The following is a 16,002-nucleotide window of genomic DNA, read 5'->3' as shown; positions in this document are numbered from 1 at the left end:
CCCGTGTCAGCACCAAGGAGTGAGTTCGTCTGTCGACCGCCATTCTCACAGGTGCTCCGGTGCCCGGATCGTCCATCGAGGCCGATCTGCGGACACTGGGCTTCGACGTACAGGCCGCGGCCGATGTCAGCGAGGCCGCGCGGTTGCTTTCCGCCGTCCCCGCGGACAGCCGGGTCGCGCTCGTCGACCCCCGTTTCGTCGGCCACGTCCACGCCCTGCGGCTCGGGCTGACCGACCCCCGCTTCCCCGCCGCCACCGTGCCCGGCGCGCTCACCGTGCAGCCCGAGGCGCGTGCGGCGCTGGTCCGCGCCCTGCGCACCACCGCCGACGCGGTCGGCGCGAACGTGCCCACCGGCCCGCCCGGCAGCACCGTCGCGGTCGCCGACCGCACCGTGCCCGGCCGGCTCGCCGTCACGATGGACGCCGAGGGCACCGAGGTGCAGCGCCCGGAGCTCGGCTCGCTCGTCGCGGCCGTACCTGCGGACGAGGCCGCACGCGCCACCGCACTGTCCGACGTCGCCGCCGTGGACGACGAGGCGGTCCGGCTGCGCAGCGCCGTGAAGGCCCGGGACGGCTTCTTCACCACGTACTGCATCAGCCCGTACTCGCGCTACATCGCCCGCTGGTGTGCGCGCCGGGGGCTCACCCCGAACCAGGTGACGACCGCGTCGCTGCTGACCGCCCTGATCGCGGCCGGCTGCGCCGCCACCGGCACCCGTGGCGGATACATCGCCGCCGGTCTGCTGCTGCTCTTCTCCTTCGTCCTGGACTGCACCGACGGGCAGCTCGCCCGCTACTCACTCCAGTACTCGACGATGGGCGCCTGGCTGGACGCCACCTTCGACCGAGCCAAGGAGTACGCCTACTACGCAGGCCTGGCGCTCGGCGCCGCCCGCGGCGGCGACGATGTCTGGGCCCTGGCGCTCGGCGCGATGGTGCTCCAGTCCTGCCGCCACGTCATCGACTTCTCGTTCAACGAGGCGAACCACGACGCGGTGGCGAACTCCAGTCCGACCGCCGCTCTGTCCGACAAGCTCGACAGCGTCGGCTGGACGGTCTGGCTGCGCCGGATGATCGTGCTCCCCATCGGTGAACGCTGGGCGATGATCGCCGTACTGACCGCGGTCACCACGCCCCGGATCGTCTTCTACGCGCTGCTCGTCGGCTGCGCCTTCGCCGCCTGCTACACCACCGCAGGCCGGCTGCTGCGCTCGCTGACCCGCAGGGCGAGGCGCACCGACCGCGCCGCCCAGGCGCTCGCGGACCTCGCCGACTCCGGCCCGGTCGCCCAGCTCGTCGCGGCCCGCGGTCCCCGGATCCCGGGCGCCTGGACCGCGCCGGTGGTGGCGGTCGTCGGCGCCGGCGCACTGATCGCCGCCGCGCTCCAGCAGCCGTTCGGCAGCCGGCAGATGATCGTCGCCGCGGTCTTCTACGCGCTCTGCTCCGGTATCGCCGTCGCCCGCCCGCTCAAGGGCGCCCTCGACTGGCTCGTGCCGCCTGTCTTCCGGGCCGCCGAGTACTGCACGATCCTCGCCCTGGCCGCCCGCAGCGACATCGACGGTGCGCTCCCCGCGGCCTTCGGCCTCGTATCGGCCGTCGCCTACCATCACTACGACACGGTGTACCGCATTCGGGGCGGCACCGGCGCACCGCCCCAGTGGCTCGTGCGCACGATCGGCGGGCACGAGGGCCGCACTCTGGTGGTGGCCGTACTCGCCGCCGTACTCACCGGTGACTCCGGCTTCACCGTGGCACTCACCGCTCTCGCAGTGGCCGTCGCACTGGTCGTGCTCGTGGAATCCATCCGCTTCTGGGTGTCCTCCGGGGCGCCCGCCGTTCACGACGAAGGAGAACCCGCATGATCGGCCTCGTACTGGCAGCCGGCGCAGGACGGCGCCTGCGCCCCTACACCGACACGCTGCCCAAGGCGCTCGTGCCGGTGGACGGCGAGAAGACCGTCCTCGACCTCACGCTCGCCAACTTCGCGGAGATCGGGCTCACCGAGGTCGCGATCGTCGTCGGCTACCGCAAGGAAGCCGTCTACGACCGCAAGGAGGAGCTGGAGGCCAAGTACGGCCTGAAGATCGTCCTCGTCGACAACGACAAGGCCGAGGAGTGGAACAACGCCTACTCCCTGTGGTGTGCCCGTGAGGTTCTCAAGCGTGGTGTGATCCTTGCCAACGGCGACACGGTGCACCCGGTGTCCGTCGAGCGGACCCTGCTGGACGCACGCGGCAAGGGACAGAAGATCATCCTCGCCCTCGACACGGTGAAGAACCTCGCCGACGAGGAGATGAAGGTCATCGCCGAGGAGGGCAAGGGCGTACGGCGGATCACCAAGCTGATGGACCCGGCCACCGCGACCGGTGAGTACATCGGCGTCACCCTCATCGAAGCCGAGGCCGCCGAGGCCCTCGCCGACGCGCTCAAGGCCACCTTCGAGCGCGACCCGGACCTCTACTACGAGGACGGCTACCAGGAGCTCGTCAACCGAGGCTTCACCGTCGACGTGGCCCCCATCGGCGAGGTCACCTGGGTCGAGATCGACAACCACGACGACCTCGCGAAGGGCAGGGAGATCGCGTGCCAGTACTGACCCGGCTCATCCCCTCCCCGGTCTTCGTCGACATCAGCCGGGGCGCCATGGACGACCTGGCCGGCCTCCTGGCCGACCAGCGGATCTCCGCCTCCGGCAAGCTCGCCATCGCGATCAGCGGCGGCTCCGGACAGACCCTGCGCGAGAAGCTCGCGCCGGCCCTGCCCGGCGCCGACTGGTACTGCGTCGCGGGCGGCAACATCGACGCCGCGGTCCAGCTGGCCGACGACATCAAGGGCAAGCGGTACGACGCCGTGGTCGGTCTCGGCGGCGGCAAGATCATCGACGTGGCGAAGTACGCCGCGGCCCGGGTCGGCCTGCCGCTGGTCTCGGTCGCCACGAACCTCGCCCACGACGGCCTCTGCTCACCCGTCGCGACCCTGGACAACGACAACGGACGCGGCTCCTACGGCGTCCCGATGCCGATCGCCATGGTCATCGACCTCTCGGTGATCCGCGCCGCCCCGGACCGCTTCGTGCGCTCCGGTATCGGCGACGCGATCTCCAACATCTCGGCCATCGCCGACTGGGAGCTCTCGCACCAGGTCAACAACGAGCAGATCGACGGACTGGCCGCGGCCATGGCCCGTACCGCGGGCGAAGCCGTGCTGCGCCACCCCGGCACCGTCGCGGACGACGAGTTCCTCACCGTTCTCGCCGAGTCGCTGGTGCTCTCCGGCATCGCCATCTCGATCAGTGGCGACACCCGCCCCTCGTCCGGCGCCTGCCACGAGATCAGCCACGCCTTCGACCTGCTCTTCCCCAAGCGGGCCGCGAGCCACGGCGAGCAGGTCGGCCTCGGCGCCGCCTTCGCCATGCACCTGCGCGGAGCCCACGAGGAGTCCGGGCTCTTCGCCGAGGTCCTGCGCCGGCACGATCTGCCGGTCCTGCCCGAGCAGATCGGCTTCAGCGTCGACGAGTTCGTCCAGGCCGTCGACTACGCCCCGCAGACCCGTCCGGGCCGCTTCACGGTCCTGGAACACCTCAGCCTGTCCACCGACCAGATCAGGGACGCGTACGCCGACTATGCCAAGACCATCAGTAGCTGAACTTCGCCCGGTCGTTCACCCCCCGGGCGTCAAGGACCGGCGCAGCGGCGAGCACTGGGCGGGCCGGATCTACATGCGCGAGGTCTCGCTGCGCGTGGACCGGTACCTGGTGAACACCAAGGTCACGCCCAACCAGCTGACGTACCTGATGACCGTCGCCGGTGTGCTCGCCGCTCCGGCCCTGCTCGTTCCGGGGATTCCCGGCGCGCTCCTCGGCGTGCTCATGGTCCAGCTCTATCTGCTGCTCGACTGTGTCGACGGCGAGCTGGCCCGCTGGAAGAAGCAGTTCTCGCTGGGTGGCGTCTACCTGGACCGGGTCGGCGCCTACCTCTGCGACGCCGCCGTGCTGGTCGGCTTCGGCCTGCGCGCCGCCGACCTGTGGGGCAACGGACGGATCGACTGGCTGTGGGCCTTCCTGGGCACTCTCGCGGCCCTGGGCGCCATCCTGATCAAGGCCGAGACCGACCTCGTCGGTGTCGCACGCCACCAGGGCGGGCTGCCGCCGGTCAAGGAGGCGGCCTCCGAGCCGCGCACCTCCGGCATGGCGCTTGCCCGCAAGGCCGCCGGTGCGCTCAAGTTCCACCGGCTGATCCTGTGCGTCGAGGCCTCGCTGGTGATCCTGGTCGCGGCCGTCCTGGACGCCGTCCGGGACGACCTCTTCTTCAGCCGCCTCGCGGTCGCGGTGCTGGCCGGCATCGCCCTGCTGCAGACCCTCCTCCACCTCGTGTCGGTCCTGGCGTCGAGCAGGCTGAAGTGAGCACCCCCATGAAACTCGGCGCGGTCATCATCACCATGGGCAACCGCCCGGCCGAGCTGCGCGCCCTGCTCGATTCGGTCGCCGCGCAGAAGGGCGACCGGATCGAGGTGGTCGTCGTCGGCAACGGTTCCCCCGTACCGGACGTCCCCGCAGGCGTGCGCACCGTCGAGCTGCCCGAGAACCTGGGCATCCCCGGCGGCCGCAACGTCGGCATCGAGGCCTTCGGCCCCTCCGGCGCCGATGTGGACGCCCTGCTGTTCCTGGACGACGACGGACTGCTGCCGCTCACCGACACGGCCGAGCTGTGCCGGCAGGCGTTCGAGGCCGATCCCAAGCTCGGCATCATCAGCTTCCGCATCGCCGACCCGGACACCGGCGAGACCCAGCGCCGCCATGTGCCGCGGCTGCGTGCCGCCGACCCGATGCGCTCCTCGCGGGTGACGACGTTCCTCGGCGGCGCCAACGCCGTACGCACCCGGGTGATCGCGGAGGTCGGCCCGCTGCCCGGCGACTTCTTCTACGCGCACGAGGAGACCGATCTGGCCTGGCGGGCGCTGGACGCCGGCTGGCTGATCGACTACCGCGCCGACATGGTGCTCAACCACCCCACCACCGCCCCGTCCCGGCATGCCGTCTACCACCGCATGGTGGCGCGGAACCGGGTCTGGCTGGCCCGTCGCAACCTGCCCGCGCCCCTGGTCCCCGTGTACCTCGGCGTGTGGCTGCTGCTGACCCTTCTGCGCAGGCCGTCCGGCCCGGCGCTGAAGGCGTGGTTCGCCGGTTTCCGGGAAGGCTGGTCGACAGCCTGCGGACCGCGACGTCCGATGAAGTGGCGTACGGTGTGGCGGCTGACCCGACTCGGCCGCCCTCCGGTCATCTGAGAGGCTCGCCTCTGGGAGCATGAGGCGTATTTTTCTTATCGGGACCTGTCCGCCCTGAGCCGCGCCCGCGACTGGCTGCGCATTTTGAATACGAGAGTTTCATCTGGTGAGTGACACAACCCATGATGGTGCGGTTGCGCTGAGCAAGCCGCCATCAGCCGACGACGGCCTGAGCGCGGCCGAGCTGGCCGCGAAATACGGTCTGACTGTCAGCGGTGCCCGGCCCGGACTCCTCGAGTACATCCGCCAGCTCCGCGGGCGGCGCCACTTCATCATGGCGTTCTCCCGGGCCAAGATGACCGCGCAGTACAGCCAGGCCAAGCTGGGGCAGCTGTGGCAGGTGGCCACTCCGCTCCTGAACGCCGCGGTGTACTTCCTCATCTTCGGCCTGATCCTCGGCACGAAGAGGGGGATGACCCAGGAGGTGTTCATCCCCTTCCTGGTGACCGGGGTCTTCGTCTTCACCTTCACCCAGAGCTCGGTGATGGCCGGTGTCCGCGCCATCTCCGGCAACCTCGGGCTGGTGCGGGCGCTCCACTTCCCGCGCGCCTCGCTGCCCATCTCCTTCTCGCTCCAGCAGCTCCAGCAACTGCTGTACTCGATGATCGTGCTGATCGCGGTGACCGTCGCCTTCGGCAGCTATCCCCGGCTGTCCTGGCTGCTGGTGATCCCGGCCCTGGTGATGCAGTTCTTCTTCAACACCGGACTGGCGCTCGTCATGGCGAGGCTCGGGGCGAAGACTCCCGACCTGGCCCAGCTGATGCCCTTCGTCATGCGGACCTGGATGTACGCGTCGGGCGTCATGTTCTCCATCCCGGTGATGCTGGAGTCGAAGCCGGCCTGGATCGCCGATGTGCTGCAGTACAACCCGGCGGCCATCTACATGGATCTGGTCCGGTTCGCGCTGATCGACGGCTACGGCGCAGAGAAGAACCTGCCGTCGCACGTCTGGGCGGTCGGCCTCGGCTGGGCGCTCCTGGTGGGCATCGTGGGCTTTGTGTACTTCTGGAAGGCAGAGGAACGGTACGGCCGTGGCTGAGGACAACACCGGGGGGCGCGTCCCCACCGTGATCGCCGACGATGTGCACATCGTGTACCGCGTCAACGGCGGCGGCGGTGGCAAGGGCAGCGCGACCGCGGCACTGAGCCGGATCATGCGCCGGGGCAAGGGCAACGCCGAGGAGCGCGGGGTCCGCAAGGTGCACGCCGTGCGCGGCGTGACCTTCACCTCCTACCGGGGCGAGGCGATCGGTCTCATCGGGACCAACGGCTCCGGCAAGTCGACACTGCTGCGGGCCATCGCCGGTCTGCTCCCGACCGAACGGGGCAAGGTCTACACCGACGGCCAGCCCTCGCTGCTCGGGGTGAACGCGGCCCTGATGAGCGATCTGACCGGCGAACGCAACGTCGTACTCGGCGGACTCGCCATGGGGATGAGCCGCGAGGAGATCAAGGAGCGGTACCAGGACATCGTCGACTTCTCCGGCATCAACGAGAAGGGCGACTTCATCACCCTTCCGATGCGGACGTACTCCTCGGGCATGGCCGCCCGGCTGCGGTTCTCGATCGCCGCCGCCAAGAACCATGACGTCCTCATGATCGACGAGGCACTGGCGACCGGTGACCGGAAGTTCCAGATCCGTTCCGAGGCGCGCATCCGGGAGCTCCGCAAGGAGGCCGGCACCGTCTTCCTGGTCAGCCACAGCAACAAGTCGATCAGGGACACCTGCGACCGCGTGCTCTGGCTGGAGAAGGGCGAACTGCTGATGGACGGTCCGACCGAAGAGGTCCTCAAGGCGTACGAGCGGGAGACCGGCAAGTAGCGCTCCCGACTTCCGCACAGCAGCGGCCTCTTCCGGACCACTCCGGCAGGGGCCGTTCCGCTTGTCCGGGCAGCGGACCGGGCCCGGGAAGTCCACGGCTCGTCGTATGCCGCCCGCCAAGATCTCCTCCCGCCGGATGACGTCAATCCTGTTGCGCACGGGGAAAGTTGGCACGGCACAGCGCGCACGCGATATGCGTCCCGCACCCCGGCGTTCCGGTGAGCGTTGTACAACGTAAGCTGTACCGGTGCTGATTCGTTGCAAGTGGGGCGATACCGCCTGGCCGGAGGGCCCCTAGGGGTCCTCCGTAATGGGGACGGCGGGCGGCGTGTCCGGAATGGGTAGTTTTGGGTCAGCAGTGTAGAACGGGAGATGTGACGGCTATGACGGATAATCTCCAGCTCCGAGGTGCTCACGCCGTCCCCGCGCAGGGCGGTCCGCAGTGACGCGTGAAGGCCGGACGCGGCTTGATTCCGCTGTACCCGGAACCCTTGACAAGGCCGCCGACGAGAATTTCCCGGTGGCTCCGTTCTTCCTGCCGCGCGCCTGGCGTGACGATCTGATGGCCGTCTACGGCTTCGCCCGGCTCGTCGACGACATCGGCGACGGCGATCTCGCCCCCGGCGGCGCCGATGCCCGCCACCTCGGTCTCGACCTCGCAGAGGGCGAGGACCGGCTCGCGATGCTGGACGCGCTCGAAACCGACCTGCGCCGGATCTTCGCCACCACGGGTGAGACCCCGCACCATCCCCTCCTGCAGGCACTGCGCCCCACCGTGCGGCGCTGCTCGCTCACCCCCGAACCCTTCCTCGGCCTCATCGAGGCCAACCGCCAGGACCAGAAGATCCGCCGCTACGGAACGTACGGGGAACTGCTCGCCTACTGCGAGCTCTCCGCCAACCCCGTCGGCCGGCTGGTCCTCCAGCTCACCGGAACCGCGAGCCCCGAACGCATCCGCCGCTCCGACGCCGTCTGTACCGCGCTGCAGATCGTCGAGCACCTCCAGGACGTCACCGAGGACCTCGGCCGGGACCGCATCTACCTGCCGGCGGACGACATGGCAAGGTTCCATGTGGCCGAATCCGATCTGGCGGCGCCCTCCGGGGGCGCGTCGGTGCGGGCGCTGGTCGCGTACGAGGCGGAACGCGCCGGGGATCTGCTGAATGAAGGCACCCCTCTGGTGGGTAGCGTCCACGGCAGGCTCAAGCTGCTTCTCGCCGGATTTGTGGGAGGGGGGCGCGCCGCCCTCACCTCGATCGCGGCCGCCGGGTTCGACGTACTGCCCGGACCGCCCAAGCCCACCAAGCCCAGCCTGCTGCGCGAGGTGGGAGTTGTCTTGCGAAGAGCGCGTAGAGAGGGGTGAGCCGGACCGTGGAGGGACAGACGACGTACATGTCGGCACCGGTACAGGCCGCATACAGTTACTGCGAGGCGGTCACCGGACAGCAGGCGCGGAACTTCGCGTACGGCATCAGACTGCTGCCGGCCGAGAAGCGACAGGCCATGTCGGCGCTGTACGCCTTCTCCCGTCGTGTCGACGACATCGGTGACGGCGAGCTGGAGCCGGAGACCAAGCGTGTCCGCCTGGAGAGCACCCGCACCCTTCTGGACCGGGTCCGGGACGGCGCGGTCGACGAGGACGACACCGATCCGGTGGCCGTCGCGCTCGCCGACGCCGCCCGCAGGTTTCCGCTGCCGCTGGAAGGGCTCGACGAGCTCATCGACGGCGTGCTGATGGACGTACGCGGCGCGACCTACGAGACGTGGGACGACCTCAAGATCTACTGCCGGTGCGTCGCCGGCGCCATCGGCCGTCTCAGCCTGGGCGTCTTCGGCACGGAGCCGGGCGCCCCCGGCGCCGAACGTGCCGCGGAGTACGCCGACACGCTCGGCCTGGCGCTCCAGCTGACCAACATTCTCCGTGACGTCCGGGAGGACGCGGGCAACGGGCGCACCTATCTGCCCGCCGACGACCTCGCCAAGTTCGGCTGTTCCGAGGGATTCCACCGCGCCACCCCGCCGCCCGGCTCGGACTTCGCGGGCCTGGTCCACTTCGAGGTGCGGCGCGCGCGTGCCCTGTTCGCCGAGGGCTACCGGCTGCTGCCGATGCTGGACCGGCGCAGCGGTGCCTGTGTGGCGGCGATGGCCGGTATCTACCGCAGGCTTCTGGACCGGATCGAGCGCGACCCCGAGGCGGTGCTGCGCGGCCGGGTCTCACTGCCGGGCCACGAGAAGGCGTATGTGGCGGTGCGCGGTCTGTCGGGCCTGGACGCCCGCTACATCTCGCGCCGGACGGCCAGGGGGCGTGTCTGAATGCGCCTCAGTGACATCTCACGCACCATGAGCACCATGGATGATCAGTCCGTACGACGGGCAACCCCCGGTCGTACCGCTGCGTCACTGACGGGGAAGACCTGGCGAGAGGGGGACGCGTGACGGACGACAGCCTGCGCTCCTCCCGGGCGGTGGTGATCGGCGGCGGGCTCGCCGGCATCACGTCGGCCCTGCGTCTGGCCGACGCCGGGGTTGACGTGACCCTGCTCGAAGGCCGGCCCAGGCTGGGCGGCCTCGCCTTCTCCTTCCGGCGCGGCGAACTGACGGTCGACAACGGCCAGCATGTCTATCTGCGCTGCTGCACCGCTTACCGCTGGTTCCTCGACCGTGTCGACGGCACTCGTCTGGCTCCCCTGCAAAACCGTTTGGACGTGCCCGTTCTCGACGTCGGACGCCCCTCGGGCCCCCGGCTCGGAAGGCTGCGCCGCAACGGGCTGCCGGTGCCGTTCCACCTCGCCGCCGGACTCGCCGGATACCCGCACCTCTCGCTCGCCGAGCGGGCGGGCGTGGGGCGCGCGGCCCTGGCCCTGGGCCGGCTCGACCCGGACGATCCCGCACTGGACGACATCGACTTCGGCAGCTGGCTGGCCCGGCACGGCCAGTCGCCGCGCACCATCGAGGCCCTCTGGGACCTGGTGGGTGTGGCCACGCTCAACGCCACCGCACCGAACTCCTCGCTGGCGCTCGCCGCGAAGGTCTTCAAGACCGGCCTGCTGTCCGAGCGGGGCGCCGCCGACATCGGCTGGGCGAGCGTGCCGCTCGGCGATGTGCACGACACGCTCAGCCGCAAGGCCCTGGACGCCGCCGGTGTTGTCACGGAACTGCGGACGAAGGCCGGATCGCTCACCCGTACCGACGACGGGCGCTGGTCCGTCGACACCGGAGCCGAACGCATCGAGGCGGACACCGTCGTGCTGGCCGTGCCGCAGCGCGAGGCACACGACCTGCTGCCCGAGGGCGCGCTCGACGCACCGGAGCGGCTGCTGGAGATCGGCACCTCACCGATCCTCAATGTGCACGTGGTCTACGACCGCAAGGTGCTGCGGCAACCGTTCTTCGCCGCGCTCGGATCGCCGGTCCAGTGGGTCTTCGACCGTACCGACGCCTCCGGGCTGACCGGCCCCGGGCAGTACCTCGCGGTCTCGCAGTCCGCCGCCGACGAGGAGATCGACCTTCCGGTCGCCGAGCTGCGCGAGCGCTACCTGCCCGAGCTGGAGCGGCTCCTGCCGGCCGCCCGTGGTGCCGGGATCAGGGACTTCTTCGTCACCCGGGAGCGGACGGCCACCTTCGCACCCGCCCCCGGAGTCGGCAGGCTGCGGCCCGGGACCCGTACCGGGGCCCCCGGCCTCTACCTGGCCGGAGCATGGACCGCCACCGGCTGGCCCGCCACGATGGAGGGCGCCGTCCGCAGCGGTGCCGGCGCAGCGGACGCCGCACTCCTGGCACTCGGCCGCCATCACGAACATCCGCTGCAGGAGGCGGCATGAGCAGTACCACCGGAACAAGAGGAGAGTCAGTGACCCCGGCGAATCCGGCTTCCGACACCGTGGCCGAGACCACGGACGTCACCGCGCTTCTGGAGCGCGGACGGGCCCTTTCCACGCCGGTGCTCCGGGCCGCCGTTGACCGGCTCGCACCGCCCATGGACACCGTGGCCGCCTATCACTTCGGCTGGATCGACGCCCACGGCAGGCCTTCCGACGGCGACGGCGGCAAGGCCGTGCGTCCGGCACTGGCCCTGCTGTCGGCGGAGGCGGCAGGCGCCGCCGCGCAGGCCGGCGTCCCCGGCGCCGTGGCCGTCGAACTCGTGCACAACTTCTCGCTGTTGCACGACGACCTGATGGACGGCGACGAGCAGCGGCGCCACCGCGACACGGTCTGGAAGGTGCACGGCCCCGCCCAGGCGATCCTGGTCGGCGACGCGCTCTTCGCACTGGCCAACGAGGTCCTGCTGGAGCTCGGGACGGTCGAGGCGGGCCGCGCGGCCCGGCGGCTGACCTCGGCCACCCGCAAGCTGATCGACGGGCAGGCCCAGGACATCTCCTACGAGCACCGCGAGCGGGTCACCGTCGAGGAGTGCCTGGAGATGGAGGGCAACAAGACGGGCGCCCTGCTCGCCTGTGCCTGCTCCATCGGTGCGGTGCTCGGCGGTGCCGACGACCGCACCGCCGACGTCCTGGAGGCGTACGGCTACCACCTGGGCCTCGCCTTCCAGGCGGTCGACGATCTGCTCGGGATCTGGGGCGACCCGGAGTCCACCGGCAAGCAGACGTGGAGCGATCTGCGCCAGCGCAAGAAGTCCCTGCCGGTCGTCGCCGCGCTCGCCGCGGGCGGGCCGGCCTCGGAACGTCTGGGCGAGCTGCTCGCCGCCGACGCGAAGAGCAGTGACTTCGACAGCTTCTCCGAAGAGGAGTTCGCCGCCCGTGCGGCGCTCATCGAGGAGGCGGGCGGCCGTGAATGGACCGCCCAGGAGGCGCGTCGTCAGCATGCGGTCGCCATCGAGGCGCTGCACGGTGTCGACATGCCCGAAACCGTGCGGGCGCAGCTCACGGCGCTCGCTGACTTCGTCGTTGTGCGAAAGAGATGATCACCATCTGTTCCATATGACTCGCAGTCGCCGGCCGGTGCTCTCCACGGGCGCCGGCCGACGGAGACCCCAGCACAGCAGAGGACCCACTGCACGAAGGGGAAGCCATGACAGCGACGACCGACGGAAGCACCGGGGCTGTGGATCCCCGCGCAGCCTCGGCCAGTAGACCGACAACCGAATCAACCATCGCCGCGGACGACGTACTGGCCGCCGCGCGGCGGGCCGCGGAACGCTCGGTGGAGCATCTCCTCGGCAGGCAGGACGAGCAGGGCTGGTGGAAGGGCGACCTCGCCACCAACGTCACCATGGACGCCGAGGACCTTCTGCTCCGTCAGTTCCTCGGCATCCAGGACCCCGGCACGGTCCGGGCGGCCGGCCTCTTCATCCGTGGCGAGCAGCTCGGCGACGGAACATGGGCCACGTTCCACGGCGGCCCGGGAGACCTCTCCGCCACCATCGAGGCGTACGTGGCACTGCGGCTGGCCGGCGACCGGCCGGAGGATCCGCACATGGCCCGTGCCGCTGGGTGGGTCAGGGAACAGGGCGGCGTCGCGGCGAGCCGGGTGTTCACCCGGATCTGGCTGGCCCTCTTCGGCTGGTGGAAATGGGATGACCTGCCGGAAATGCCGCCGGAGCTGATGTTCTTCCCGAAGTGGGCCCCGCTCAATATCTACGATTTCGGCTGCTGGGCCCGCCAGACCATCGTGCCGCTCACCGTCGTCTCGGCAAAGCGGCCGGTGCGGCCCGCGCCCTTCGCCCTGGACGAGCTGCACACCGACCCGGATACCCCGAACCCGCCCAGGCGCCCTTCTCCGGCGGCCAGTTGGGACGGGATCTTTGAGCGCCTCGACAAGGCGCTGCACCTCTATCACCGGGTCGCGCCGCGCAGAGTACGCCGGGCCGCCATGAACGCGGCTGCCCGCTGGATCATCGAACGCCAGGAGAACGACGGCTGCTGGGGCGGCATCCAGCCGCCCGCCGTCTACTCCGTCATCGCCCTGCACCTGCTCGGCTACGACCTCGACCACCCGGTGATGCGGGCCGGACTCGCCTCGCTGGACCGCTTCGCGGTCTGGCGCGAGGACGGCGCCCGCATGATCGAGGCCTGCCAGTCCCCGGTCTGGGACACCTGCCTCGCCACCATCGCGCTCGCCGACGCCGGGCTCAGCCCCGACCACCCGGCACTCGTGAAGGCGGCCGACTGGATGCTCGACGAGGAGATCGACCGGCCTGGCGACTGGTCGGTGCGCAGGCCTCAACTCTCCCCGGGTGGCTGGGCGTTCGAGTTCCACAACGACAACTATCCTGATATCGACGACACCGCCGAGGTGGTGCTCGCGCTGCGCCGGGTCCGCCACCCGAATCCGGAGCGGATCGAGGCCGCCATCGAGCGGGGGGTGCGCTGGAACGTCGGCATGCAGTCCCGTAACGGTGCCTGGGGAGCGTTCGACGCCGACAACACCAGTCCGTTCCCCAACCGGCTTCCGTTCTCCGACTTCGGTGAGGTCATCGACCCGCCGTCCGCGGATGTCACCGGGCACGTGGTGGAGATGCTCGCCATCGAGGGCCACTCCAGGAACCCCGTCACCCGGCGCGGCATCGAGTGGCTGCTCGCCGAACAGGACGCGGCCGGCGGCTGGTTCGGCCGCTGGGGCGTCAACTACGTGTACGGGACGGGGTCGGTGGTGCCCGCCCTGGTCGCCGCCGGGCTGCCCGAGGCACACCCCGCGATCCGTCGAGCGGTCGGCTGGCTGGAATCCGTCCAGAACGACGACGGCGGCTGGGGCGAGGACCTGCGCTCGTACAACGAGGACAAGTGGATCGGCCACGGGGCCTCGACAGCGTCCCAGACGGCCTGGGCACTGCTCGCACTCCTCGCCGCGGGCCGGCGGGACACCGCGGCCGTGGCACGCGGGGTCGCCTGGCTCACTGAGACCCAGCAGGCCGACGGCTCCTGGGACGAGCCGTACTTCACCGGCACCGGCTTCCCGTGGGACTTCTCCATCAACTACCACCTCTACCGGCAGGTCTTCCCGCTGACCGCACTCGGGCGTTACGTGCACGGCGATCCGTTCGCCGGCCGCACGGAACTCCGTGAGGGGGCCTGATGGGGGAGCCTGCGGGGCCAACCGGCCCTGCCGCCCCGCTGCTGATCGCCTGTGCGCTCGGCATCGAACAGCTTGCCCTGCGCACCGGCAGGAGCAGGGCGGACAAGGCTCCGGGCCCGGTGACCGTACTCCGTACGGGCATGGGGCCCAAGGCGGCCGAAACCGCCGTGGCCCGGGCGCTCGGCGAGAGCCGGGCGTCCGGAGCCGCGGTCATTGCCTCGGGGTTCTGTGCCGGGCTGGTACCCGGCATGCACCCCGGAGATCTGGTGGTGGCCGACGAGACCCGGTTCGCCGGGGAGTCGGCCGCCTGCACCGGCACCGAACTGCTTGCCGACGCACTGGCCAGAGCAGTACCGGGACGCACCGTCCACACCGGTCCGCTGACCGGCTCCGACCATGTCGTACGCGGGCATGAGCGGGCCGAGCTGCGGGCCACCGGAGCGATCGCGGTGGACATGGAGTCCGCCGCCACTCTGCGCACCGCCCTGCGCGCCGGGCCACGCCCGGTTGCGGCCGTACGGGTGGTCGTGGACGCTCCACAGCATGAGCTCGTCCGCATCGGCACGGTCCGCGGTGGAATATCGGCATTCCGTGTTCTCCGTGCCGTCCTACCGGCTTTCTATGAATGGCACCGATCTTTGCTGCTCCCCAGGAGGTGAGCTAGATGGCCATGCCACTCCGTCAGACCATCAAGATTGCGACGTACCTTGCTGAACAGAAGCTTCGCAAGCGGGAGAAGTTCCCGCTGATTGTCGAGCTGGAGCCGCTGTTCGCCTGCAATCTCGCCTGTGAAGGCTGCGGGAAGATTCAGCATCCGGCCGGAGTTCTCAAGCAGCGGATGCCGGTGGCCCAGGCCGTCGGCGCGGTGCTCGAATCCGGCGCCCCGATGGTCTCCATCGCGGGCGGTGAGCCGCTGATGCACCCGCAGATCGACGAAATCGTCCGCCAGCTGGTGGCGAAGAAAAAGTACGTCTTCCTCTGCACCAACGCGATGTTGATGCGGAAGAAGATGGAGAAGTTCACGCCGTCGCCCTACTTCGCGTTCGCCGTGCACATCGACGGGCTGCGGGAGCGGCACGACGAATCGGTTGCCAAGGAAGGAGTATTCGACGAGGCGGTGGCCGCGATCAAGGAAGCCAAGCGGCGCGGCTTCCGGGTCACCACCAATTCCACCTTCTTCAACACCGACACCCCGCAGACGATCATCGAGGTGCTGAACTACCTCAATGACGAGCTGAAGGTTGACGAGATGATGATCTCGCCCGCCTACGCATACGAGAAGGCGCCTGACCAGGAGCACTTCCTGGGAGTCGAGCAGACCCGCGAGCTGTTCAAGAAGTCCTTCGCGGGCGGCAACCGGGCCAGGTGGCGGCTGAACCACTCGCCGCTCTTCCTGGACTTCCTGGAGGGCAAGGCCGACTTCTCGTGCACGGCGTGGGCCATTCCCAACTACTCGCTCTTCGGCTGGCAGCGGCCCTGCTACCTGATGAGCGACGGCTACGTGCCGACGTACCGGGAGCTCATCGAAGAGACCGACTGGGACAAGTACGGCCGGGGCAAGGACCCGCGCTGCGCCAACTGCATGGCGCACTGCGGCTACGAGCCCACCGCCGTACTGGCCACCATGGGGTCGCTGAAGGAATCCCTGCGCGCCGCGCGGGAGACCATCGGCGGGAACCGGTGAGGTGATGACCGTCGGAGAACCAGTCGAACTGGGTCTCCCCGAGCTGCCGGCCCGGCCGCTCGCGATGCGCCGCCACTCGCGGCGCATCCAGGTCGGGTCGGTGGCGGTCGGCGGGGACGCGCCGGTTTCGGTGCAGTCGATGACGACGACGCGTACGTCGGACATCGGTGCGACGCTGCA

The 16,002-nt window shown here is 70.0% G+C and carries 15 protein-coding genes; all 15 read left to right on the top strand.

Going from position 1 to position 16,002, the window contains the following annotated elements; translation table 11 throughout:
* The first annotated feature begins 59 nt into the window (after positions 1-59).
* Positions 60-1,862 (top strand): DUF5941 domain-containing protein, encoded by a 1,803-nt coding sequence (locus ACFVW8_RS33855; RefSeq protein WP_389696898.1) that lies wholly within the window; start codon positions 60-62, stop codon positions 1,860-1,862.
* Positions 1,859-2,596: a sugar phosphate nucleotidyltransferase gene (locus ACFVW8_RS33850; RefSeq protein WP_389696896.1), complete on the top strand. Its 738-nt coding sequence runs from the start codon at positions 1,859-1,861 to the stop codon at positions 2,594-2,596. Before ACFVW8_RS33855 ends, ACFVW8_RS33850 begins: the two co-directional genes overlap by 4 nt.
* On the top strand, positions 2,584-3,645 hold the full coding sequence (locus tag ACFVW8_RS33845) for an iron-containing alcohol dehydrogenase family protein (RefSeq protein WP_389696894.1): 1,062 nt from the start codon (positions 2,584-2,586) through the stop codon (positions 3,643-3,645). The genes ACFVW8_RS33850 and ACFVW8_RS33845 overlap by 13 nt, the downstream gene beginning before the upstream one ends.
* The gene (locus ACFVW8_RS33840) at positions 3,623-4,402 is read left to right on the top strand and encodes a CDP-alcohol phosphatidyltransferase family protein (protein ID WP_389696892.1); all 780 of its coding nucleotides are present in this window, start codon (positions 3,623-3,625) and stop codon (positions 4,400-4,402) included. The genes ACFVW8_RS33845 and ACFVW8_RS33840 overlap by 23 nt, the downstream gene beginning before the upstream one ends.
* Before the next feature lie 8 nt (positions 4,403-4,410).
* Positions 4,411-5,283, top strand: coding sequence for a glycosyltransferase family 2 protein (locus tag ACFVW8_RS33835; protein WP_384127407.1), 873 nt, complete (start codon positions 4,411-4,413; stop codon positions 5,281-5,283).
* Between the two features lie 106 nt (positions 5,284-5,389).
* Positions 5,390-6,322, top strand: coding sequence for an ABC transporter permease (locus tag ACFVW8_RS33830; RefSeq protein ID WP_389696890.1), 933 nt, complete (start codon positions 5,390-5,392; stop codon positions 6,320-6,322).
* Entirely contained in the window at positions 6,315-7,106 is a 792-nt protein-coding gene (locus ACFVW8_RS33825; protein ID WP_389696888.1) for an ABC transporter ATP-binding protein, read from the top strand. The genes ACFVW8_RS33830 and ACFVW8_RS33825 overlap by 8 nt, the downstream gene beginning before the upstream one ends.
* Before the next feature lie 442 nt (positions 7,107-7,548).
* Positions 7,549-8,469 carry a squalene synthase HpnC gene (gene hpnC, locus ACFVW8_RS33820; RefSeq protein WP_389696886.1) on the top strand — a complete coding sequence of 307 codons (921 nt, stop codon included), beginning with the start codon at positions 7,549-7,551 and terminating at the stop codon, positions 8,467-8,469.
* 29 nt (positions 8,470-8,498) lie between these two features.
* Entirely contained in the window at positions 8,499-9,419 is a 921-nt protein-coding gene (gene hpnD / locus ACFVW8_RS33815) for a presqualene diphosphate synthase HpnD (RefSeq protein WP_389696884.1), read from the top strand.
* A gap of 119 nt (positions 9,420-9,538) precedes the next feature.
* Positions 9,539-10,927, top strand: a complete 1,389-nt coding sequence (gene hpnE / locus ACFVW8_RS33810; protein ID WP_389696883.1) for a hydroxysqualene dehydroxylase HpnE — start codon at positions 9,539-9,541, stop codon at positions 10,925-10,927.
* The gene (locus ACFVW8_RS33805; RefSeq protein ID WP_389696882.1) at positions 10,924-12,027 is read left to right on the top strand and encodes a polyprenyl synthetase family protein; all 1,104 of its coding nucleotides are present in this window, start codon (positions 10,924-10,926) and stop codon (positions 12,025-12,027) included. The genes hpnE and ACFVW8_RS33805 overlap by 4 nt, the downstream gene beginning before the upstream one ends.
* 107 nt (positions 12,028-12,134) lie before the next feature.
* Positions 12,135-14,138 (top strand): squalene--hopene cyclase, encoded by a 2,004-nt coding sequence (gene shc / locus ACFVW8_RS33800; RefSeq protein ID WP_389696881.1) that lies wholly within the window; start codon positions 12,135-12,137, stop codon positions 14,136-14,138.
* Complete coding sequence (locus tag ACFVW8_RS33795; RefSeq protein ID WP_389696879.1) at positions 14,138-14,797, top strand: 1-hydroxy-2-methyl-2-butenyl 4-diphosphate reductase; 660 nt, start codon at positions 14,138-14,140, stop codon at positions 14,795-14,797. Before shc ends, ACFVW8_RS33795 begins: the two co-directional genes overlap by 1 nt.
* Positions 14,798-14,802: 5 nt before the next feature.
* Complete coding sequence (gene hpnH, locus ACFVW8_RS33790) at positions 14,803-15,822, top strand: adenosyl-hopene transferase HpnH (protein ID WP_311301975.1); 1,020 nt, start codon at positions 14,803-14,805, stop codon at positions 15,820-15,822.
* Between the two features lie 4 nt (positions 15,823-15,826).
* Positions 15,827-16,002, top strand: a 176-nt coding sequence (locus ACFVW8_RS33785; protein ID WP_389696900.1) for a flavodoxin-dependent (E)-4-hydroxy-3-methylbut-2-enyl-diphosphate synthase, incomplete at its 3' end; no start/stop codon positions are given.

It is taken from the genome of Streptomyces sp. NPDC058221 (assembly GCF_042882365.1).
Classification (GTDB): domain Bacteria; phylum Actinomycetota; class Actinomycetes; order Streptomycetales; family Streptomycetaceae; genus Streptomyces.
This window is presented reverse-complemented; position numbering and strand designations above follow the sequence as displayed.

Coding starts and splice junctions, on each gene's coding strand:
- ACFVW8_RS33850 (WP_389696896.1), top strand. CDS start 1,859: ATGATCGGCCTCGTACTGGCAGCCGGCGCAGGACGGCGCCTGCGCCCC.
- ACFVW8_RS33840 (WP_389696892.1), top strand. CDS start 3,623: ATGCCAAGACCATCAGTAGCTGAACTTCGCCCGGTCGTTCACCCCCCG.
- ACFVW8_RS33835 (WP_384127407.1), top strand. CDS start 4,411: ATGAAACTCGGCGCGGTCATCATCACCATGGGCAACCGCCCGGCCGAG.
- hpnD (WP_389696884.1), top strand. CDS start 8,499: ATGTCGGCACCGGTACAGGCCGCATACAGTTACTGCGAGGCGGTCACC.
- ACFVW8_RS33805 (WP_389696882.1), top strand. CDS start 10,924: ATGAGCAGTACCACCGGAACAAGAGGAGAGTCAGTGACCCCGGCGAAT.
- shc (WP_389696881.1), top strand. CDS start 12,135: ATGACAGCGACGACCGACGGAAGCACCGGGGCTGTGGATCCCCGCGCA.
- ACFVW8_RS33795 (WP_389696879.1), top strand. CDS start 14,138: ATGGGGGAGCCTGCGGGGCCAACCGGCCCTGCCGCCCCGCTGCTGATC.
- hpnH (WP_311301975.1), top strand. CDS start 14,803: ATGGCCATGCCACTCCGTCAGACCATCAAGATTGCGACGTACCTTGCT.